Consider the following 19,751-nt stretch of genomic DNA (forward strand, 5'->3'; position numbering starts at 1 on the left):
CCTGCTTTGAATGATGAAATTCGTGCGAAAGAAGTTCGTCTTGTAGACGAAAATGGTGAGCAAAAAGGTATTGTAAGCTTGGCAGATGCATTGCGCGCTGCTGAAAGTGTTGAGCTTGATCTGGTTGAGATCGTAGCAAACGCTGAACCGCCTGTTTGTAAAATCATGGACTTCAACAAGCATTTGTTTGATCTAAAGCAAAAGCAGAAAGAAGCGAAGAAAAAACAGCATCAAGTACAGGTGAAAGAAATCAAACTCCGCCCTGGTACTGATGTTGGTGATTACAACGTAAAATTACGTGCAATTATCAAGTTCCTTGAAGAAGGCAATAAGGTAAAAATCACATTACGCTTCCGTGGTCGTGAAATGGCTCACCAACAGTTAGGTTTGGCTCAATTACAGAAAATTGAAACAGATGTGGCTGAATTTGGTATTGTAGAGCAAGCACCAAAGATGGAAGGTCGTCAAATGGGTATGTTACTTGGTCCTAAAAAGAAAAAGTAATGATCCATTGATCTTAAAAAGCACTGCCTATGCAGTGCTTTTTTTATTGCAACATGAAGAGAAGATTGCTAACCAATTTGATTATGACCTGATAAAGTTGCTTGCAAAGAGGATAAGCCTTCTATCTCAAGTCCAATCTGAATATTCCTAAAGTTAGCATTACTTAAGCTTTGTATATGTTCATCTTTGGTCATATACAGTTCGAGATTCTTCATATTTCCATCAGGTTGAGCCAAGTGATCTGTAATGAAGTAAGAGCCATTGGGTTGGATGACTTGTTGTGCAATACTTTTATGAAAATCACAGGCGTATGCTTTATGGCGAAGTTCATGTAAAGCTTGATGAATCACGATATAGTCAAAGCGTTGACCATTGAGTACTGTATACCAATCCTGTTGTTTAAAGTCAGCTAGGATGAAATCTACGGACTTATGGGGAATAGCCGCTAAGCGTTGTTTGGCTAAGTTATGCATAGCTGCTGAAAAATCGACGGCTGTATAATTAATACTAGGTCGTCTACTTAAGAGCTCATATGCAAAGAAACCAGGGCCAGAGCCTAATTCTAAAATACGAATATCTTGTTTAAGGTCGGCTAAAATTTGAGATACATAATAAGCAAAAAACTGTTGTCGATAAGGTCGCTTAAAGTTGGCTTCATTTGCCCACTGTATTGCATGAAGTGAGTCTTGTAAGTTGATTGGGCTAGGAATATCTATGATTTTATGCATTTGTGTAGCGTGTTTTTATATGAATAAGTGCTAAACAGTTTATAAAATTACATCAAAATAATCATGTTTAATTATGCTATGGTGTATCCCAAAGAAGTGAATAAACAAAGGAAATAACAATGATCGACTTGTATTATTGGGGCACACCCAACGGTCATAAAATTACGATTGCTTTAGAAGAAATGGGTTTGGAATATCAAATTTTCCCAGTCAATATTTCAGAGAATGATCAATTCCAGCCTGATTTTTTACGGATCTCGCCAAACAATAAAATTCCTGCCATCGTTGATCAAGATGGACCGAAGGGTGAACCGATATCGGTATTTGAATCAGGCGCGATCTTGCAATATTTAGGTCGAAAAACAGGCTTGTATTATCCAACAGATGAACAAGAGCGCGTTGAAGTGGAGCAGTGGTTGATGTGGCAGATGGGCGGTTTAGGGCCAATGTTAGGGCAAAACCATCATTTTAGTCGTTTTGCACCTGAACGAATTCCATATGCGACAGAACGTTATGTGAATGAAACTAAACGTTTATACGGTGTATTGAATAAACAGTTGATCGGTCAAAAATATGTGGCTGGAGAATATTCGATTGCAGACATGGCAATATTACCGTGGATTTTGCGCTACGAGTGGCAGCAGATTCAATTAGAAGATTATCCTTATGTGAAAGAATATGTCGAGCGTTTGACCGCACGTCCAGCCGTCCAGAAGGCTTTAGTAATTAAAGTTTAAAGTTTGGGGTAGATGGTTTGAAAGCGATCTACCTCCACAAAATTTATATTCCTAACAGGCTTAAATTTATATATTTTGGATTTATGTTTCTCTGTTCATGCGTCTTTTGAATGATAAAGTAAATCGCCATTTAGAGTGATGAACCAGTTATAAAATAGTTCACACATGTTTGTCTTGGGTGTGTGATTTCCGTAAGATTGCCATGAATTCAGTCCTTAATTTTTGATTTTGATTAACTTCCCTAAAGCTTATGCGTGGCATCAACGATGTTTTGAGAGTGATTCTCCTGTGAGGGAATAAATCTATCAACAAAGTCTTTTGTATATTTTGATTTTCTTAAGAAAGAGTATTTTTCTATTTAAAATACAGCTACGGTAATTAAAGCTGTTCCACCTGCTGTTTGAGGATACAAATTGGGTTAAAAGCTTCAGGGGAATTTTATTTCCTCCGAATCGTTGTTCCATTTATCCACGTGTTCTTCCTTTATTTTGTGTTCGTATCATTGATGGGGGATATCCTTTCTTAGGCTGGGAGCATCAGTATGTTAATATCTGCTCCTTACCCAGCATTTTTTATGATTTTCAAACCTGAAAATCAGTAGGTTGTGATGAAAGCATTTTTTTTAAATTTAACTCGAATTATTGAAGCAAACCCTAGAATTTATATCAGTATTATTGTGGGAATTGTAGGATGTTGTATGTTATTCGTCGCAGAAGCCGTGTATGTTCAAAAAATTGTTGAGTTACTGAATACTAAGGATCAAGCACTATTGCGAGCTGCTATTGAGCCGATTGCAGATAAATACACTGTGGCGCGTAGTTTATTATTGGTGTTCTCATTTATTTGGTCGGGTTATGAATATTTTTTGACAAAGAAAAAGTTAGGTTTGTCTTCATAACCCCATGTGGACTTTAGGGCTTTTATTCCTTTCAGCATTTGGTGCAGCCACTTTGCTGCCTTTGCAATCTGAGGCGGTGTTATTGGGATTGTTGGCAAATGGAAGTTATTCTGCTGGGTTGCTGATTGCGATAGCCAGTATCGGCAACATTTTAGGCTCATGTGTGAATTGGTATTTAGGCTTTAAGATTGAACACTACAAGCATAAAAAATGGTTTCCTGTTTCAGAACAGAAAATGCTGCAAGCACAGCGAATTTATCAAAAATATGGTTTTTGGTCGTTATTGTTGAGCTGGGTGCCTATTATTGGAGATCCCATTACCTTGATTGCAGGGTTACTCAAAGAAAATTTTCTGCGTTTTTTGTTGATAGTGTGCATAGCGAAAACTGGGCGTTATCTCGCACTTTATCTTATTTTTCTAGGGTGGTTCTAATTGGAAAAGCTATTTAGTGAAGAATAGGGAGGCAAAAATCCTCCCTAGAACCTTCTTATGAGCATTGGTTGAGTTTGAATTGAATTTCATCTTTAAAGCTAGATTTTTTATAAAGCCATAAAGTGCTTGCGCTGCGCTTCACTGTAATTTGGCTCTTGGAAATGGCTTGTACAATATTTTGGTCGAGTGCATAAATGCCAGAGCCTTGATTTATTTTTACTTTTTTGACCGCACCGTGTTTATTTACTTTAAAGCTAAACTTGATCTTACGATCATGTTGATTTAAATCATCACGATTGAGTTCAAGTTGGGGTTGGGTCTTATAGGAAAATTTAACTTTTTGTTGCTGCTGCTGTCCCATCCAGTTTTTAGAATTAAAGCTGTAATGACACTCAGACGGGTCCTGTTCCAGATTTAAACTAAAGGTTTGATAGCCAATAATGGGAAGCGTTGTATCTTCGACTTTATAAGGCTGAACATGAGCTTGGCGTACAGCTTGAAGTAAAACTTCATCTAAGTTTTTTAAGCCCGTACTTTCTTGAACACTGGCTTGAGTGATTTTTCCTGTTTCATCAGCATAAATACGCAAGATTGCTGCACGATTCTGTCCTTTTAAATCATCATGGTTATATTGCGGCTGGGGGAAGGTCGTCCATTGAATACGTGTGGTTAAATGGGCGGGCAGTGCAGTGCTTTTTTGTACCGCCAATTGTGAGGTGCTGGCTTTTTCCGCACTGTAGCTATGTACAAAAGGAAAACTAAGAATCAAGGAAAAACAAATCAGTTGTTTCATAAGATCAGAGATGACACTCGTTCAAGAATGCTCATGCATAATGGTGGCTGAATTATCGCCCAGTATTTCCTGATTTGAAAATACTGGCAAGTCTAAATTCATGTTTTATTGGTCTTTTTCTTGAGTAATATCGACGCCAAATAAATCGGAAGTTTTTAACCAACTCAGTCCGACCACAAGCATGGTCATACAGCCGCCAAACACCGTTGCCATAATGGTGCCCATATATTTGGCAGCAAGCCCAGATTCAAAAGCACCTAATTCATTGCTACTGGATACAAACATGCCATTTACTGCTGCAACACGCCCACGCATATTTTCAGGGGGGGAAATTTGTAAAATGGTTTGTCGAACGACTACGGAAATGCTGTCACAGGCACCTGTCATGGCTAAAGCTAATAGTGACAGCCATACATGACTGGAAAAAGCAAAGACTAAGGTGAAAAACCCAAATCCAGCCACAGCGAGTAACATGTTGCGCCAAGCATTGCGTGTAGGTGGAAATCGGGTGAGGGCAATCATGGTAATCAATGCACCAATTGATGGAGCTGTGCGTAAATAGCCTAAACCTTCAGGGCCTGTTTTTAAGATGTCTTCGGCAAAAATAGGAAGGAGGGCAATGACACCACCAAATAAAACAGAAACCAAATCGAGTGAAATCGCCATAAGACAATTTTGGTGTCGCAAATAAAACGAAATCCATCGCCTAAGCTTGCCCATAAGGTCTCTGTTTCAATACTTGGGAAGCTGCGTTTCTGTAATAAGTTAATCAGAATAAAGCAGAGGCTCAGTAATACGGCAACACTGAGTAAACTGGTTTCTCGTCCCAGAAATGCAAGCATAAACCCACCCTGGACCTAAGATAACGCCACTTTGCCAGCCAATCGTGGTTCATGTGGCCCCATTGGCATATAACTCACGTGGAATTAAAAAGGGTTTTAATGAGGTGGCTGAAGGATTGTAAAATCCACGAATTGTACCTAAAGCAAAAATCACGGCATAAATGCCCCAAGATAAGCCTGTTACGCCAAGATGCCCTAAGCCAAAAGCATGAAATAAGCTCCATAAAACGAGGGGAGACTGCAAAGCATAGGCAAATTTTCATAATGCTTTGTTTGTTAAAGCGATCGGCAAAATAACCACCCCATAGTGAAAGGGCAATAAATGGAATCGCTTCGGCAAGTCCAATTAAACCGAGTGTGAGCGGATCTTTGGTAATCTTATACAGTGAATATGCCGCAATAATTTCTTTAATGAGAATGGCAAGAGTAAGGCAAAATTGATTGAGTGTAACTATAGAGAAGTCTCGGTATCGGAGTACGGCATTATACGACTTGGGTTAAGTCTAGGTGATAAAATCATCGCTTAAAGCTTAGTAGGAAATAGACTAAGCTTCCTTTTTTTGCTCATTATTTGCTTTTGTTTTAGGCAAAGTTCGATTAGAATACTGGCTCCCTTACCTGCAGGTCGTCTTGCAATGGTGCAAACGTTCCGAACAGGTGTTCAAAAGAGGTTGTTATGCCTAAGATGAAAACTCGCCGTGGTGCAGCTAAACGCTTTAAAGCGACTGCTAACGGTTTCAAGCGTAAACAAGCGTTCAAACGCCACATTTTGACCAAAAAATCTGCTAAGCGTATTCGTCAATTGCGCGGCTGTGTAATGGTTCACGTGAGTGACGTTGCTTCAGTTCGTCGTATGTGCCCATACATCTAAGGAGATTATAAATGGCTCGTGTAAAACGTGGTGTACAGGCTCATCGCCGTCATAAAAAAATTCTTGCTCGTGCTAAAGGTTACTACGGCGCTCGTTCACGCGTATATCGCGTAGCGTTCCAAGCAGTAATCAAAGCGGGTCAATACGCTTACCGTGACCGTCGTCAGAAGAAACGTCAATTCCGTGCTCTATGGATTGCGCGTATCAATGCTGGTGCTCGTCTAAACGGTTTGTCTTACAGCCGCATGATCGATGGCTTGAAAAAAGCTCAAGTAATCATCGACCGTCGCGTACTTGCTGACATCGCTATGCATGACGCAGTTGCATTTGCTGCTTTGGCTGAAAAAGCTAAAGGCGCATTAGCTGCTTAATCATCTTTCGATGATTTAAAAAAGACCGCTTTATGCGGTCTTTTTTATTGCATAATTTTTATGGAAAAGACTGGTGTTACATAATTTATCTTTAAATGAACAGGACTTAGTTGCCTAATAAAAACAAGTCATTATAAAAAAGGAATAGGACGATGCTTGCAGAAATTGTGGGTGTGAATCAGGCGCGGATCACTGTAAAGCTAGAAATGATTCCAAGAATTGGTGAATCTGTCAAAATTATGTATGGACCCGATGCACAATTAGAAGGAGAGGTTGTTGCTGTGCAGCATTATATCAATCAGCATGCCGATGAGCATAAAGTGCGCATTGAGATACGCCCCTTTAATTTGTTGATAACCTCTTGATCTAATTTGTTTTAACTATACTTTAATAAATCTTTAGAAAAGAAGGTTTCTGATTCAATTGATTGATTTAATTATTTATGATGAATTAAAAAAAGGCCACATGATGTGGCCTTTTATGTTTTTATAAACCAAAATAATAAGCCACAACACAAATAATGACGGTAATCAGGATGAGCTTGAATACGGCAGAAGAGCCAATTTTATGAGGGTGATGTGTAGTGGATGGAGTAGAAGCTGCAGTTGTAACGGGGGCACCTTCTAATGGATTGTTGACTGCGATTGAAGTTAGTTGCGCTGTTTGATAGTGGTTGGCAACTTTCACAATAAATTTGGCTTGAAGATCTTCGAGCTTTTGCGAAAAGTGGCGTAAGTTGAGTTGTTCATCGGTACTGAGAAGCGAGCCATCTTCGCGTTGAGGGTGTTGTAATTTATTGTGGATATAATGATTGAGTGCTTCAAGTCGATAAAGAGATTTATGTGCAAAATCAGCAGGATAATCCGTCGGTATTAAAGCAAGCTTTTGTAGATTTAATTCATTTTCAGTATTTGTTTTTGCAACATAGCCAAAATACGGTAAGTTGGACTGTGTAGGCTCGACAAAACCTTGTATTAAGGGACTATTGAATAATTCGGTTTGTGTGTAGCTTTGAATATCATCCCAATTTGGCTGTTGCAAATCTGCATCAATGCGTTTGGCGAGTTTGGAATTGAGTTCAAAACGCCAGAAGGTTTCGTGACGTAAGGGATTTTGCTGTGCAGTTGGGACTTCAAAATCATTATCTGCGTTATACCATTCCGCCAATTCTTTACCAAAAATCCAGGCTATTTTTTTATTGGCTTCATGGCTGACAATAAAATGTGCGAAAGGCAGCAGTTCGACGTTGGCATTTGGATTCTGTTCGTCATTTAATAGACTTGAACTGTGTAAACTTAGGCGTTTTGTGCCCTGTTTTTTGAGTCCTTCAAGCCAAATTTGAAAGTGTTGTGCCAATAAATGCTGCGAGATAAGATCTCGAAATACAAAGAGATGTTGATCAAAAATAGGATGTTGTTTCCAACGATTAAAACTCAGCTCTTTATTGAGGAATTCATTGCCATAGGTAACGAGGGTGAGCTGTTGTTTCCAAATTTGATCGAGGGCCATAGATATTGATCTCTTTGCAAGTGGGTTTATCTTATACTTTTTCTAATTTCGGATGTTAATCAAATTTTCCTTAATTGGAAACGCATCAATCTTATTAAAAACTGATAGAATATCGGGTTTTATCTTATTATTAAACTGTTGCTTTGAGAGTTACTATGTCACTGGAAGCCCTGACCACCGAAGCGCTTGCTGCCATTGCAGCAGCTCAAGACCTTGCTGCACTCGATTTGGTTCGTGTGCAATTTACAGGGAAAAAGAGCCAGCTTGCAGAACAATCCAAAGCCTTGGGTAAAATGGACCCTGAGGAGCGTAAAGTTCAGGGTGCTGCAATTCATGCTGTGCGTGAAGCAATCAATGCAGCATTGACTGAACGTCAAGCGCAATTACAAAAAGCAGCGTTAGAACAACAACTCGCAAGTGAAACGATTGATATTACTTTGCCAGGGCGTGGACAAACGATTGGAAGTATTCATCCAGTTACCCAAGTGCAGGAACGTATCTGTCAATTCTTTACCAAAGCCGGCTTTACGGTAGCGACAGGCCCAGAAGTTGAAGATGACTATCATAACTTTGAAGCACTCAACATTCCGGGGCATCACCCAGCGCGTGCAATGCACGATACGTTCTATTTTGATGCCAATCATTTGTTGCGTACACATACCTCAGGCGTGCAAATCCGGACTATGGAAACCACACAACCGCCAATTCGTATTGTGTGCCCTGGTCGTGTATATCGCTGTGACTCAGATCAAACGCATTCGCCAATGTTCCATCAAATTGAAGGTTTATACGTTGCTGAAAATACCAGTTTTGCTGAACTGAAAGGTCTATTGGTGAACTTGTTGAACGAATTTTTCGAGAAAGATTTGAAAGTTCGTTTCCGTCCATCTTATTTCCCATTCACGGAGCCAAGTGCAGAAGTGGATATTATGGATGAGCGTGGCAAATGGTTAGAGGTTTTGGGTTGCGGTATGGTGCACCCAAATGTCTTGCAAGCTGCGGGTATTGATCCTGAAAAATATAAAGGCTTTGCATTTGGTCTAGGGGTAGAGCGTTTTGCAATGTTGCGCTATGGCATTAATGACTTGCGTATGTTCTATCAAAACGATGTGCGTTTCTTACGCCAATTTGCTTAATAGTTTAAACAGTTATTTGAGATTTATTGAAATCCCCCTAAATCCCCCTTTATAAAGGGGGACTAGTCTACCTAAAACGGTAGTGTGTTTTTCCCTCTTTTAAAAGAGGGTTAGGGGAGATTAAGGACATTGAATTTATGAAAATTAGCGAAAATTGGTTGCGCACATGGGTGAACCCAGCCATTGATAGCGAAACTTTATCTGACCAACTGACCATGTTAGGTCTCGAAGTTGATGATTTATCTCCTGCGGCAAAACCATTTACAGGTGTTGTGGTGGGTGAAGTGCTTACCGTAGAACAACATCCTGATGCAGACCGTTTACGTGTCACTACTGTAAATATTGGTTCGGATGAGCCATTACAAATTGTATGTGGTGCACCGAATGTTCGTGTGGGCATGAAAGCTCCTGTAGCGACGATTGGTGCTGTGCTTCCAGGTGATTTTAAAATTAAAAAAGGCAAGTTGCGTGGTATTGAATCACAAGGCATGTTGTGTGGTGCTTCGGAAATTGATTTAGAAGACAAAATTGATGGTCTTTTAGAGTTACCTGCAGATGCCCCTGTGGGCGTGAATGTCCGTGAATATCTAAACTTAGATGATCATGTGATTGACATCAGCATTACCCCAAACCGTGGTGACTGCTTTAGTATTCGTGGTATTGCGCGTGAAATTGCGGTGATTAACCAAATGACGGCAGTGGCACCTGAAATTAAAGAAGTTGCTGCAACAATCCTCGACGAGAAAAAAGTGATTGTAACCACTGAAGGTTGCCCTCGTTATTTAGGTCGTGTGATTAAAAATGTCAATACCAAAGCACCAACACCAGAATGGATGGAGCGTGCACTTGCGCGTTCAGGTATGCGTCAACACAGTATTTTGGTTGATATTACCAACTATGTGTTAATGGAGTTGGGTCAACCATTACATGCTTTTGATGGTGGGAAAGTTCAGGGTGCAGTACATGTGCGTCAAGCAACAGCAGCCGAAAAACTGGTGCTGTTAAATGAACAAGCTGTTGAACTGAATGAAAAAGTGATGGTGATTGCGGATGATGAAAAAGCATTGGCAATTGCTGGCATCATGGGTGGTTTATCTTCTTCAGTCACTGATGAAACCACTGAAATTTTCTTAGAGTCTGCATTCTTCGCGCCGTTACATATTGCTGGTCGTGCGCGTAGTTTTGGTCTGCATACCGATGCTTCGCAACGTTATGAACGTGGCGTAGATTTTGAATTACCAATGTTGGCAATGCACCGCGCATCACAATTGATTGCTGAGCTGGCGGGTGGTGAATTTGGTCCGATTACTATTGCTGAACAAGCCGATGTTTTGCCTAAGCGCGAAGCGATTGAACTTAAACAGACACAAGTCGATCAATTACTGGGTTATCGTGTAGAAGGCGAATTTATTGCTGATGCTCTAACACGTTTAGGTTGTGCTGTGACAGTTAAAGCTGAAGGTCAGTGGTCTATCGTTCCTCCTTCACACCGTTATGACATGGTAATTTATCAAGATTTAATTGAAGAAGTTGCCCGTATTCACGGTTATGACCATATTCAAATTAGTCTCCCTGTGATTGATGCAAAACTTGCCAAGTATCAAGATCAATTTGAAATGGCGCAATTACGTCAGACCTTGGTGACATTGGGTTATCAAGAAGCGATTAGCTTTAGTTTTGCAGATTTGAAGCTTGAAAAGCAGCTTAATCCAATGGTAAATCCATTGGCATTGGCTAATCCAATTTCAAGTGATTTGGCGGTCATGCGTTCGACCTTGCTTTCAAGCTTAATTCCTTGCGTGCAATATAATATTAACCGCCAACAAAGTCGTGTGCGCTTCTTTGAGTTGGGCTTACGTTTTGATTATCAAGATGCCAATAACATCCATGATTTAAAACAGATTCCAACATTGGCCATGATTGCTGTAGGTGCGAAGCAAGCAGAATCTTGGCATGCCAAACCACAAGCAATGGATTTCTTTGACTTTAAAGGTGAAGTGGAAGAGTTATTGGCGGCAGGACGTGTCAAAGTGGAATATGCTCGTTCAGAGCGAGTATGGTTGCATCCAGGTCAGTCAGCAGAGATTATGGTGGATGGTCAATCAATCGGTTATTTAGGTCGTTTGCACCCAACGCTGGAAGCAGAGTTGGATTTAGGTACGACTTGGGTGGCTGAACTCGATCAAAAGGCAGTTTTGCAAACTTATGTATCTAATTTTACAGAATTATCACGTTTTCCATCAGTAAGACGTGATATTGCGCTTTTAATTAGTGATAAGATTAATATTGGTGAAATTCAGCAACTTATCACTAAAACTGGTGGGGAGCTGTTAAACTCGAATTGGCTCTTCGATGTGTACACAGGACAAGGGGTCGAAGCAGGTAAGCGCTCATTGGCATTTGCACTGTTATGGCAACATCCGTCTCGTACCTTGGAAGATGCTGAAATTAAATCGGGTATGGATACAATCATTGAAGTGTTGCAGAACACTTATCAGGCGACATTGAGGGCTTCATGACAGCATTAACTAAAGCAGAAATGGCTGATCATTTAAGTGAGCTCACGAGTTTAAACCGTCGTGAAGCAAAACAAATGGTCGAATTATTCTTTGATGAAATAAGCCAAGCGCTTATTTCTGGAGAACAGGTTAAACTTTCGGGTTTCGGGAACTTCGAGTTGCGTGATAAGCGTCAACGACCAGGTAGAAATCCTAAAACGGGCGAAGAGATTCCGATTTCTGCCCGCCGTGTAGTTACATTCCGCGCAGGTCAGAAATTTAGACAGCGTGTTGGGAAAGAGCAGATCGATTGATCTGCTTTTTTTATTATTTTGAGCTTGATGTAATTTCTTAAAATTATTGATATTTCGATGTAAATAGTAAATTTCAGGCATAAAAAAAGAGAGAACGTAAGTTCTCTCTTTTTTTTGCTACGTAATCGTAAAGATTAGTGAGCAGCAGAAGCAGCAGCGTCAGCAGCAGAAGCAGCAACGTCAGCAGCAGAAGCAGCAACGTCAGCAGCAGAAGCAGCAACGTCAGCAGCAGAAGCAGCTTCAACAGCAGCAGCGTCTACAGCAGCAGAAGCTTCAGATGCAGCAGAAGCAGCAGCTTCAGTAGCAGGAGCTTCGTCTTTTTTAGCACAGCCAACGAAAGCTAAAGTAGTAGCAACTGCAGCAGCAATAGCGATTTTTTTGAATAACATGGCATCACTCTCTAAAATATGAGATTAAAAAAAACCAAGGTCAGCTGTTATGTGCTTTTATTCTTCCTAAATTTGTTAGGTAGTAACAATGCAGGAGCAGCTTAACTGGTCTGCGAATATGCTATCACTGCCCATTTTTAATTACTACTAGTTTGTGTGAAAAAAAACCAAAAAATGAGCAAATAAATGCTTTTTTTAACAGAAAATAACAATTAAAGATGTGCTTTATATTGGAGAAATACTAATTAAGTTTATAAAATTAAAGAGGTTTTTAAAATCATTTATTTAACAATCAAATATTTGCAACTATTGTTACATAGTTCAAGGCGAAATGTGTATTTGTGTTAACAAAGTCAACCAAATAAAAAGGCCACTATAAAAGTGACCTGTTTATTTTTCATGAATCAAATTAATTGGTTGCTTTACGCTTCATTTGATCAAAGAAATCATCATTGGTTTTGGTTTCTTTCATGCGATCCAATAAAAATTCCATTGCTGCCAATTCATCTTGAGTATGAAGTAACTTGCGTAGAATCCATACTTTACGTAGATTATCTTCAGACATTAAGCGCTCTTCACGACGTGTGCCTGACTTTTTAATGTTCATGGCAGGGAATACACGTTTTTCAGCAATACGACGATCCAGAGTGATCTCTTGGTTACCTGTACCTTTGAATTCTTCATAGATCACTTCATCCATCTTACTACCAGTTTCAATCAGGGCAGTCGAGATAATGGTCAGTGAGCCACCTTCTTCAATATTACGTGCGGCACCAAAGAAACGCTTCGGACGCTCAAGTGCATGGGCATCCACACCACCTGTTAATACCTTGCCAGATGAAGGCACAACAGTGTTGTAAGCACGAGCCAAACGGGTAATCGAGTCAAGCAGAATTACGACATCTTTCTTGTGTTCAACCAGACGCTTTGCTTTTTCAATCACCATCTCAGCAACCTGTACGTGGCGCGCTGGAGATTCATCAAAAGTAGAAGCAATAACTTCACCACGTACTGTCCGTTCCATTTCAGTCACTTCTTCAGGACGTTCATCAATCAGAAGAACGATAAGGAAGCACTCTGGATTGTTACGTACAATCGATTGAGCGATGTTTTGCAACAACATGGTTTTACCCGCTTTAGGCGGGGCAACAATAATTGAACGTTGGCCTTTACCAATTGGAGCAACTAAATCGACCACACGTGCAGTTAAATCTTCTGTGGTACCGTTACCTAATTCCATGACCAACTGTTCAGTTGGGAATAATGGCGTTAAGTTTTCGAATAAAATTTTATTGCGCGAGTTTTCAGGTGTGTCGTAGTTAATTTGATTCACTTTTAAGAGAGCAAAATAACGTTCACCTTCTTTCGGTGGGCGAATCGTTCCCGTGATGGTGTCACCCGTGCGCAAGTTAAAACGACGAATTTGTGAAGGGCTAACATAAATGTCATCTGGTCCAGCAAGATAAGAGCCTGCTGCAGAGCGTAAAAAACCAAAACCATCTGACAGAATTTCGAGAACGCCATCACCAAAGATCTCTTCGCCATTCATCGCATGACGCTTTAAGATGGCAAAGATAATATCTTGCTTACGGTTACGCGCCATTCCTTCTAGGCCCATAAACTCTGCAATTTTGATGAGTTCGCCAATTGGTTTTTTCTTGAGTTCGGTTAAATTCATATGTGGTCAGATAGAATCAAAAATTCTAGAAACAGGTTGGAAAGGGAGCAACATTCGGTCGCATACAGCAATAAAATGACGGCATTGTCTTAATACAATAACAACGCGGTGGTCTGATAAATTGTTGCGAAGAGAAAATGTATGAAACAATTTCTGTTGCCGAACGGCGATCTTATGTGTTGTGTCTTGTAAGAAAAAGATGGAGTTGAAATCCTTTCTTTCTTGAACATGAAATATAAGAGAGATTCTTAACTTTGTCAATTTATAGACGAAAAAAATGCGCTATTGGACATAACGCATTTGGTCTAATTGCAAAGTTTGAATTAGATATGGTCTTCAATGAAGGCTGTTAATTTAGATTTTGGTGCTGCGCCAACTTGTTGAGCAACGACTTCGCCATTTTTAAACATTAATAATGCTGGAATGTTGCGAATGTTGTAATTAACTGCTGTTGTTTCGCAAGAAGTCACGTCAACTTTTACAATTTTTACTTTGCCTTCGTATTCGTTAGCAAGAACTTCCAATACAGGTGCAATCGCTTTACATGGTGCACACCAACCTGCCCAGAAATCAACAAGAACGGGAGTATCTGAATTTAAAACATCTGCTTCAAAGTTTGCATCTGTAGTGTTGATGATATTGCCTGACATGGAATATGCTCCAAAAATTTTATTAAAAGATAGCTAATAGCTCTAAGTATTACATAGCCATCTTTAACAATGTAGTGTTAGATGCAAATTTTCGACCTTTACAGCAGATTTGTCTAATTGAAGCTCACGATGATGTTAATCGTGTAACACAATTGTCATATATGCTTAAAAATAAAAAGCTCAGTCTTTAAAAGACATAAATGGCTTTTAAATTGCATGTATGTGCATTACTCTAGGCTCAATTCTGTACAGGTTTATTTGAAGAATGTCTGATTTTTTGATTGATGAAGAATTACTTGCTGCCATCGATATGGGATCGAACAGCTTTCACCTTGCGATTGCGCGTGTAGACCATGGTGAAGTCAAAAAAGTTGCTTCAATGTCAGAAAAAGTTCAGTTAGCCGCTGGACTTGATGAAAATAAAAACTTAACTGAAGCAGCACAACAACGTGGTTTGGCATGTCTAGCACGTTTTGTTGGGCGTTTAAGTTCAGTGCAGCCAAATCGTTTAAGAATTGTGGCAACCAATGCTTTACGCCAAGCCAAGAACGGACATGAATTTATTCAGAAAGCTGCAGAAATATTGCCAAAACCGATTGAAATTATTGCAGGACGTGAAGAAGCACGCCTGATTTATTTGGGTGTATCGCATACCATGGCCAATAGTGGTCGTCGTTTGGTGATTGATATTGGTGGGGGATCAACCGAACTGATTATTGGTGAAGAATTTGAACCAATTCACACCGAATCTTTACAAATGGGGTGTGTCGCGTTCACCAAGTTATATTTTGCCGATGGTGAAATTAATCAAAAAAGTTTTGATAAAGCTGTGGTTGCAGCGCGTAAAGAGTTATCCGCAATTGCCAATACCTATAAAGAGGCAGGTTGGGATACTGTTGTTGGATCAAGTGGCACCATTAAAGCCTGTCGCCAAATTGCGGTCAATATGGGGTGGAGTAATGAGCAGGAAAATCTGACTCGTGAAGGGCTAGAAAAACTGAAAGAAAAACTTCTTAAATATAAACATATTTCGGAAATGGATTTTGATGGTCTCAAGGAAGACCGCCGAGCAGTTTTGCCAGCTGGAATTGCAATCTTGTCTGCAGTATTCGAGTTATTAGAAATTGAAGTCTTGGTTTATTCGGATGGAGCATTACGCGAAGGCGTCATGTATGACTTGCTTGGTCGTTTCCAACATGAGGATATTCGTGACCGTAGTGTGCAAGCGTTAATGGGGCGCTATGGTGCAGATCCGAAGCAGGCTGAGCGCGTCGTTAAAACTGTACAGCATTTATTTGATGGGGTAGCAAAACCACTGAATTTAACCAGTGATGACAGTGACTTACTGCGTCGCGCGGCATATTTGCATGAAATTGGATTGGCGATTAGTCATGGTGGTTATCATCGTCATGGTGCTTATTTATTACAACATTCGGACATTGCAGGCTTCTCACAGATTGACCAAAACCAGATTTCACACTTGGTTGCACATCATCGTCGCAAGTTACGTGGTGATGCAAAAATTGACGTGATGAAGGTTGGTGGTAGCAAACTTGTGCATCTATGTCTATTGCTTCGATTAGCAGTTTTACTGAATCATAGTCGTAGCGATGCGATGCTTCCTGCCATTGAATTAACCATTGGCAATGCGCAACAATGGCAACTCTGTGTTTCTGGCGATGCCAAACAATGGCCTTTGCTTGTTGCAGATTTGCATGATGAACAAATGCAATTCAGGCATTGGGATATTGAATTGAATATTCAGTCGGAACAATTTATCGATTAACACTGTTTGGTTAATTTAGGGATAATGGTTGACCTATGAAAAATAAAGCTGCTCAATCTAAAGCATGGGCAACAGTCCAAATTGCACGTCATCCAGACCGTCCGCAATTTTTGGACTATGTTGGTGAAATCTTCACTGAATTCGATGCTTTACATGGAGATCGTTTGTTTGGTGATGATGGTGCGATGGTCGGTGGCTTAGCACGTTTTGATGGCAAACCCGTGATGATCGTCGGTCAGCACCGTGGTCGTAGCACTCGTGAAAAATTAAAGCATAACTTTGGGATGTCTAACCCAGAAGGTTATCGTAAAGCACAACGTTTGCTTGATATGGCAGAGCGTTTCAATTTACCTGTATTCACTTTTATTGATACTATGGGCGCTTACCCAGGTGTCGGTGCTGAAGAACGTGGTCAAGCGGAAGCGATTGCGACTAGCCTTGCACAACTTTCAAATTTGAAAGTTCCTGTTATTGCAACAGTATTGGGTGAAGGGGGTTCAGGTGGTGCTTTAGGTATTGGTGTTGCTGACCGTGTGATTATGTTGTCACACAGTATTTATTCAGTGATTTCACCTGAAGGCTGCGCATCTATTCTGTGGAAAACTGCTGAAAAAGCAGAGCAGGCCAGTGAAGCATTGGCGTTAACGGCAGACCGTTTAAAACAGATAGGTATTGTTGAATACGTGGTTGATGAAGGTCAAGGTGCGCATTTAAATCCTGAACAAGTGATGGAAAGTTTAAAGGCCGTACTCAAACAAGCATTGGATGAGTTACAGCCAATGGATGCCCAAGAACGATGCGAAGCACGTTACCAACGTTTAATGAAGTTTGGCAGCGACAATTTAGGTCTAACGTCTTAATACAGGCGCAGACCTTTACAGAACAAAGTTCTTATCTCATAGGATGTAGTGGCGGTGTGGATTCCATGCTGTTGCTGCATCTTATGTCGTTTTTATTCCCGCAAAAAGTTCGTGCAATTTATGTCGATCATCAGCTGCAATGTATGAGTTCGGCGTGGGGCGAATTTGTCTTCAATGCCTGTCAGCAATTGCAGGTGCCCTGTAGCATTGTTCCTGTTCGTGTGGCTGAAGGCAATCTAGAAAACCAAGCACGTAATGCCCGTTATCAAGCCTTTGCAGAATATTTACAGGACAATGAAGTTCTAGTTTTAGCCCATCATCAGCAAGATCAGGCTGAAACTTTGATGTTACGACTGCTTTCAGGGGCTGGTGTACAAGGTTTATCTGCCATGTCTGTAGTCGATGTACGAGCGAAAATGACGCTTTGGCGACCCATGTTAGAATTGTCGCGTGAGCAGATTTGCCAATGGGCGGCTCAGTTGGATGTGCAAAATGTTGAAGATCCGACCAATGCTGATCCAGATTATGATCGCGCTTGGTGCCGTCAAATTTTATGGCCTATTTTAGAGCAACGCTTCCCGAAAATGCAGCAAGCGCTGGGTCGAACCAGTATTTTAATGCAAGATGCAGATGAAATATTGGCGGAAGTATTAGCCTCTGATTTGGAGAAATGCGGCAATCCATCTTTTCTGAATATTGAACCATTACAGACGTTGTCGATAGCTAGACAACGTCAACTCCTTTCGCATTGGATGCAAGGAGAAGCCACGTATCGTCCCAATTTTGCCATGGTGCAACGCTTAATCACTGAAGTGCTTGAGGCAAAGCAGGATGCACAAGCGGCGTTACATTGGCAGGGCTATTATTATGTCCGTTATCAACAGCAAATCTTTCGCTTAACTGCTGACACGTATTTAGCCGAACAACGGCTTCCTATTTTGCCGAAACAACCACAAATTTTCGATCTTGAAGAGGCTGTGTCTGTGCTTTCTGGACGGTATTTGATTCAAGCACAAGCACTTGGGTTGTCAAAAGAACTATTGGGTAGACAACTGATTTTGTCTACCCGAGCCGGTGGTGAAAAGATCCATCTTTATGGACGTGTTGGCACTTGGCCGCTGAAAAAAGCCCTACAACAAGCACAAATTTTTCCGTGGTTGCGTCATACAATTCAAATATTAAGCATAGATAATGTTATGCTAGGGGTTTTTACACCCAAAGGTTTTTGGTTGGCACAGTCTGAATATCTAGTTGTGGATGGATGGCAGCCGAAATTAGTTTCAGAGCAATAGAATACTCAATATCGAGCGTAAATCATGAGTGCAGTTTTAAATTGTAATATTAGTTTTATCGGTGGCGGCAATATGGCGCAAGCCCTCATTGGCGGCTTAATTGCGCGAGGCATGCCCACTACTCGTATTACAGTTGCTGATCCCTTTGAAAATGTACGTCAACTTTTGCAAGAAAAAGATGTGCATGTGACGGATGATAATATTGCTGCTATTCAACATGCAGATATTGTTGTATTGGCAGTCAAGCCTCAGGTGCTGACCAATGTACTTAAACAATTACATGGTTTACTTGATGGTAAGTTGATTATTTCAATTGTTGCAGGCGCAGAAATTGAAACGATAGCAACTTTATCAGGTACAGACCGTATTGTTCGAGTGATGCCAAATACGCCAGCATTGGTACAAACTGGGGCACATGGTTTATATGCGACGGATGTTGTCGATGCCAAAGACCGAGAGTTGGCCAGTCAAGTTTTGGCCGCAACGGGATTAACCATCTGGGTCAATTCTGAAGCACAAATTGATGCGGTGACCGCAGTTTCAGGTTCGGGGCCTGCGTATTTCTTCTATATGATGGAAAGCATGATTCGTGCTGGTAAAAACATGGGGCTAGATGAAAAAGTTGCCACTGCATTAACTTTGCAAACCGCTTTAGGCGCTGCACAAATGGCAATTACCAGTGCAAATTCACCAGCAGAGTTACGTAAAAATGTGACTTCTCCGAATGGTACAACTCAAGCTGCTTTAGAAGTGTTTGATCGTGCTCAAATTTCACAAAATATTCAATCAGCCTTGGCTGCTGCAAAAAAACGTAGCCAAGAATTGGCTCAAGAATTAAGTGAAAATAGTAAATAATTGATTTTAATTAGGAAAATTTAAATATGGGTGCAAACTCTGCGCTAATTTTTGGCATTATTATTAACGTAGCGATTTTGCTCGTATTCTTCCGCTTTTTAATGCAATTGGCTGCGGTTAGTCCGTACAATCCTGTGGTGCTGTCTACGGTCAAAGCCACTAAGATTGTGGATATTTTCAGTCGTATTTTCCCGACACTGGGTAAAGGGCGAGTGAACTCTGCTGCTTTGGCATTGGTCGTGGTACTTTATTTGCTCAAAATATTTGGCATCATGTACTTATCGGGGGCAATGCCGAATAGTCCAATTCATTTGGTGATTCTGACTTTTGTGACCATGATTCAGGACTTGATTCGTTTCTGTCGGTACCTGATTTTTGCAACGATTATTTTAAGTTGGGTGGTGATGTTTACCCAGTCACGTTCACCTTATATTGAAGTGATTCAAGAGTTGGCTGAGCCTTTATTGGCACCATTCCGTCGTTTGTTACCGAATATGGGCATGATTGATTTATCACCCATTGTGGCTTTCTTGGCTTTATATATCGCTGAGATTATTATGAATGAAGTCGCAATTGCATTGTTGACTGGCTTATAAAATTCACTGTA

Annotated in this window: 21 protein-coding genes and 1 pseudogene; 15 read left to right on the forward strand and 7 right to left on the reverse strand. The window is 40.6% G+C overall.

Annotation, left to right across the window (positions count from 1 at the left end; all coding sequences use genetic code 11):
* Window positions 1-6 precede the first annotated feature (6 nt).
* Window positions 7-504 carry a translation initiation factor IF-3 gene (infC, locus tag DCO44_RS09655; RefSeq protein ID WP_165815706.1) on the forward strand — a complete coding sequence of 166 codons (498 nt, stop codon included), beginning with the start codon at window positions 7-9 and terminating at the stop codon, window positions 502-504.
* 68 nt (window positions 505-572) lie between these two features.
* On the opposite strand, the gene DCO44_RS09660 is transcribed toward infC, so the two are convergent.
* Window positions 573-1,232, reverse strand: coding sequence for a class I SAM-dependent methyltransferase (locus tag DCO44_RS09660; protein ID WP_116761385.1), 660 nt, complete (start codon window positions 1,230-1,232; stop codon window positions 573-575).
* Window positions 1,233-1,351: 119 nt separating this feature from the next.
* Between DCO44_RS09660 and DCO44_RS09665 the strand changes: the two genes are divergently transcribed.
* The 3 genes from DCO44_RS09665 (at window position 1,352) to DCO44_RS09675 (ending at window position 3,300) form a co-directional block, all read left to right on the forward strand.
* On the forward strand, window positions 1,352-1,969 hold the full coding sequence (locus DCO44_RS09665; protein ID WP_116761387.1) for a glutathione S-transferase N-terminal domain-containing protein: 618 nt from the start codon (window positions 1,352-1,354) through the stop codon (window positions 1,967-1,969).
* Between the two features lie 604 nt (window positions 1,970-2,573).
* A complete protein-coding gene (locus DCO44_RS09670) occupies window positions 2,574-2,867 on the forward strand; it encodes a hypothetical protein (RefSeq protein ID WP_116761389.1) in 294 nt (97 codons plus the stop codon).
* 4 nt (window positions 2,868-2,871) lie between these two features.
* Window positions 2,872-3,300 carry a YqaA family protein gene (locus DCO44_RS09675; RefSeq protein WP_116761391.1) on the forward strand — a complete coding sequence of 143 codons (429 nt, stop codon included), beginning with the start codon at window positions 2,872-2,874 and terminating at the stop codon, window positions 3,298-3,300.
* Window positions 3,301-3,355: 55 nt separating this feature from the next.
* Here DCO44_RS09675 and DCO44_RS09680 read toward each other — a convergent pair whose 3' ends face one another.
* A complete protein-coding gene (locus tag DCO44_RS09680; RefSeq protein WP_116761393.1) occupies window positions 3,356-4,093 on the reverse strand; it encodes an energy transducer TonB family protein in 738 nt (245 codons plus the stop codon).
* A gap of 105 nt (window positions 4,094-4,198) precedes the next feature.
* Window positions 4,199-5,390: pseudogene (locus DCO44_RS09685) on the reverse strand (MFS transporter).
* Between the two features lie 221 nt (window positions 5,391-5,611).
* Between DCO44_RS09685 and rpmI the strand changes: the two are divergent.
* The 3 genes from rpmI (at window position 5,612) to DCO44_RS09700 (ending at window position 6,542) form a co-directional block, all read left to right on the forward strand.
* Entirely contained in the window at window positions 5,612-5,806 is a 195-nt protein-coding gene (rpmI, locus tag DCO44_RS09690) for a 50S ribosomal protein L35 (RefSeq protein ID WP_004278281.1), read from the forward strand.
* An 11-nt stretch (window positions 5,807-5,817) separates the two neighbouring features.
* On the forward strand, window positions 5,818-6,177 hold the full coding sequence (rplT, locus tag DCO44_RS09695; RefSeq protein ID WP_004675688.1) for a 50S ribosomal protein L20: 360 nt from the start codon (window positions 5,818-5,820) through the stop codon (window positions 6,175-6,177).
* 152 nt (window positions 6,178-6,329) lie between these two features.
* On the forward strand, window positions 6,330-6,542 hold the full coding sequence (locus DCO44_RS09700) for a hypothetical protein (protein WP_116761395.1): 213 nt from the start codon (window positions 6,330-6,332) through the stop codon (window positions 6,540-6,542).
* A 121-nt stretch (window positions 6,543-6,663) separates the two neighbouring features.
* On the opposite strand, the gene DCO44_RS09705 is transcribed toward DCO44_RS09700, so the two are convergent.
* Entirely contained in the window at window positions 6,664-7,686 is a 1,023-nt protein-coding gene (locus DCO44_RS09705; RefSeq protein WP_116761397.1) for a hypothetical protein, read from the reverse strand.
* Between the two features lie 155 nt (window positions 7,687-7,841).
* Between DCO44_RS09705 and pheS the strand changes: the two genes are divergently transcribed.
* The 3 genes from pheS (at window position 7,842) to DCO44_RS09720 (ending at window position 11,634) form a co-directional block, all read left to right on the forward strand.
* On the forward strand, window positions 7,842-8,822 hold the full coding sequence (gene pheS, locus DCO44_RS09710; RefSeq protein ID WP_116761399.1) for a phenylalanine--tRNA ligase subunit alpha: 981 nt from the start codon (window positions 7,842-7,844) through the stop codon (window positions 8,820-8,822).
* Between the two features lie 137 nt (window positions 8,823-8,959).
* Entirely contained in the window at window positions 8,960-11,341 is a 2,382-nt protein-coding gene (gene pheT / locus DCO44_RS09715; RefSeq protein ID WP_116761401.1) for a phenylalanine--tRNA ligase subunit beta, read from the forward strand.
* Window positions 11,338-11,634 (forward strand): integration host factor subunit alpha, encoded by a 297-nt coding sequence (locus DCO44_RS09720; protein ID WP_016166119.1) that lies wholly within the window; start codon window positions 11,338-11,340, stop codon window positions 11,632-11,634. Before pheT ends, DCO44_RS09720 begins: the two co-directional genes overlap by 4 nt.
* Before the next feature lie 134 nt (window positions 11,635-11,768).
* On the opposite strand, the gene DCO44_RS09725 is transcribed toward DCO44_RS09720, so the two are convergent.
* From DCO44_RS09725 to trxA, 3 genes are all read right to left on the reverse strand, one after another.
* Window positions 11,769-12,023, reverse strand: coding sequence for a hypothetical protein (locus DCO44_RS09725; protein WP_116761403.1), 255 nt, complete (start codon window positions 12,021-12,023; stop codon window positions 11,769-11,771).
* 409 nt (window positions 12,024-12,432) lie between these two features.
* Window positions 12,433-13,701 carry a transcription termination factor Rho gene (rho, locus tag DCO44_RS09730; protein WP_116761404.1) on the reverse strand — a complete coding sequence of 423 codons (1,269 nt, stop codon included), beginning with the start codon at window positions 13,699-13,701 and terminating at the stop codon, window positions 12,433-12,435.
* Between the two features lie 323 nt (window positions 13,702-14,024).
* Entirely contained in the window at window positions 14,025-14,351 is a 327-nt protein-coding gene (gene trxA, locus DCO44_RS09735; protein ID WP_116761406.1) for a thioredoxin, read from the reverse strand.
* A gap of 265 nt (window positions 14,352-14,616) precedes the next feature.
* Here trxA and ppx point away from each other — a divergent pair, with 265 nt between their 5' ends.
* Genes ppx through DCO44_RS09760 form a run of 5 tightly spaced genes read left to right on the forward strand, consistent with a single transcriptional unit; the run spans window position 14,617 to window position 19,740 of the window.
* Entirely contained in the window at window positions 14,617-16,137 is a 1,521-nt protein-coding gene (gene ppx / locus DCO44_RS09740; RefSeq protein WP_116761408.1) for an exopolyphosphatase, read from the forward strand.
* A gap of 35 nt (window positions 16,138-16,172) precedes the next feature.
* Window positions 16,173-16,997, forward strand: a complete 825-nt coding sequence (locus tag DCO44_RS09745) for an acetyl-CoA carboxylase carboxyltransferase subunit alpha (protein WP_116761410.1) — start codon at window positions 16,173-16,175, stop codon at window positions 16,995-16,997.
* Window positions 16,934-18,289, forward strand: a complete 1,356-nt coding sequence (gene tilS, locus DCO44_RS09750) for a tRNA lysidine(34) synthetase TilS (RefSeq protein WP_116761412.1) — start codon at window positions 16,934-16,936, stop codon at window positions 18,287-18,289. Before DCO44_RS09745 ends, tilS begins: the two co-directional genes overlap by 64 nt.
* Window positions 18,290-18,313: 24 nt before the next feature.
* The gene (gene proC / locus DCO44_RS09755; RefSeq protein ID WP_116761414.1) at window positions 18,314-19,144 is read left to right on the forward strand and encodes a pyrroline-5-carboxylate reductase; all 831 of its coding nucleotides are present in this window, start codon (window positions 18,314-18,316) and stop codon (window positions 19,142-19,144) included.
* 26 nt (window positions 19,145-19,170) lie between these two features.
* Entirely contained in the window at window positions 19,171-19,740 is a 570-nt protein-coding gene (locus DCO44_RS09760) for a YggT family protein (protein WP_116761416.1), read from the forward strand.
* Window positions 19,741-19,751: the final 11 nt, after the last annotated feature.

The sequence above is a fragment of the Acinetobacter sp. AM genome, from assembly GCF_003105055.1.
In the GTDB taxonomy this organism is placed as follows: domain Bacteria; phylum Pseudomonadota; class Gammaproteobacteria; order Pseudomonadales; family Moraxellaceae; genus Acinetobacter; species Acinetobacter tibetensis.

Bases quoted from the DNA above. Each gene is read 5' to 3' on its own strand.
- rplT (WP_004675688.1), top strand. From the start codon at position 5,818: ATGGCTCGTGTAAAACGTGGTGTACAGGCTCATCGCCGTCATAAAAAA.
- DCO44_RS09720 (WP_016166119.1), top strand. From the start codon at position 11,338: ATGACAGCATTAACTAAAGCAGAAATGGCTGATCATTTAAGTGAGCTC.
- tilS (WP_116761412.1), top strand. From the start codon at position 16,934: ATGCGAAGCACGTTACCAACGTTTAATGAAGTTTGGCAGCGACAATTT.
- DCO44_RS09700 (WP_116761395.1), top strand. From the start codon at position 6,330: ATGCTTGCAGAAATTGTGGGTGTGAATCAGGCGCGGATCACTGTAAAG.
- DCO44_RS09705 (WP_116761397.1), bottom strand. From the start codon at position 7,686: ATGGCCCTCGATCAAATTTGGAAACAACAGCTCACCCTCGTTACCTAT.
- DCO44_RS09680 (WP_116761393.1), bottom strand. From the start codon at position 4,093: ATGAAACAACTGATTTGTTTTTCCTTGATTCTTAGTTTTCCTTTTGTA.
- rpmI (WP_004278281.1), top strand. From the start codon at position 5,612: ATGCCTAAGATGAAAACTCGCCGTGGTGCAGCTAAACGCTTTAAAGCG.
- proC (WP_116761414.1), top strand. From the start codon at position 18,314: ATGAGTGCAGTTTTAAATTGTAATATTAGTTTTATCGGTGGCGGCAAT.
- DCO44_RS09665 (WP_116761387.1), top strand. From the start codon at position 1,352: ATGATCGACTTGTATTATTGGGGCACACCCAACGGTCATAAAATTACG.
- DCO44_RS09760 (WP_116761416.1), top strand. From the start codon at position 19,171: ATGGGTGCAAACTCTGCGCTAATTTTTGGCATTATTATTAACGTAGCG.
- pheS (WP_116761399.1), top strand. From the start codon at position 7,842: ATGTCACTGGAAGCCCTGACCACCGAAGCGCTTGCTGCCATTGCAGCA.
- pheT (WP_116761401.1), top strand. From the start codon at position 8,960: ATGAAAATTAGCGAAAATTGGTTGCGCACATGGGTGAACCCAGCCATT.
- DCO44_RS09660 (WP_116761385.1), bottom strand. From the start codon at position 1,232: ATGCATAAAATCATAGATATTCCTAGCCCAATCAACTTACAAGACTCA.
- rho (WP_116761404.1), bottom strand. From the start codon at position 13,701: ATGAATTTAACCGAACTCAAGAAAAAACCAATTGGCGAACTCATCAAA.
- DCO44_RS09675 (WP_116761391.1), top strand. From the start codon at position 2,872: ATGTGGACTTTAGGGCTTTTATTCCTTTCAGCATTTGGTGCAGCCACT.
- DCO44_RS09745 (WP_116761410.1), top strand. From the start codon at position 16,173: ATGAAAAATAAAGCTGCTCAATCTAAAGCATGGGCAACAGTCCAAATT.
- trxA (WP_116761406.1), bottom strand. From the start codon at position 14,351: ATGTCAGGCAATATCATCAACACTACAGATGCAAACTTTGAAGCAGAT.
- DCO44_RS09725 (WP_116761403.1), bottom strand. From the start codon at position 12,023: ATGTTATTCAAAAAAATCGCTATTGCTGCTGCAGTTGCTACTACTTTA.
- ppx (WP_116761408.1), top strand. From the start codon at position 14,617: ATGTCTGATTTTTTGATTGATGAAGAATTACTTGCTGCCATCGATATG.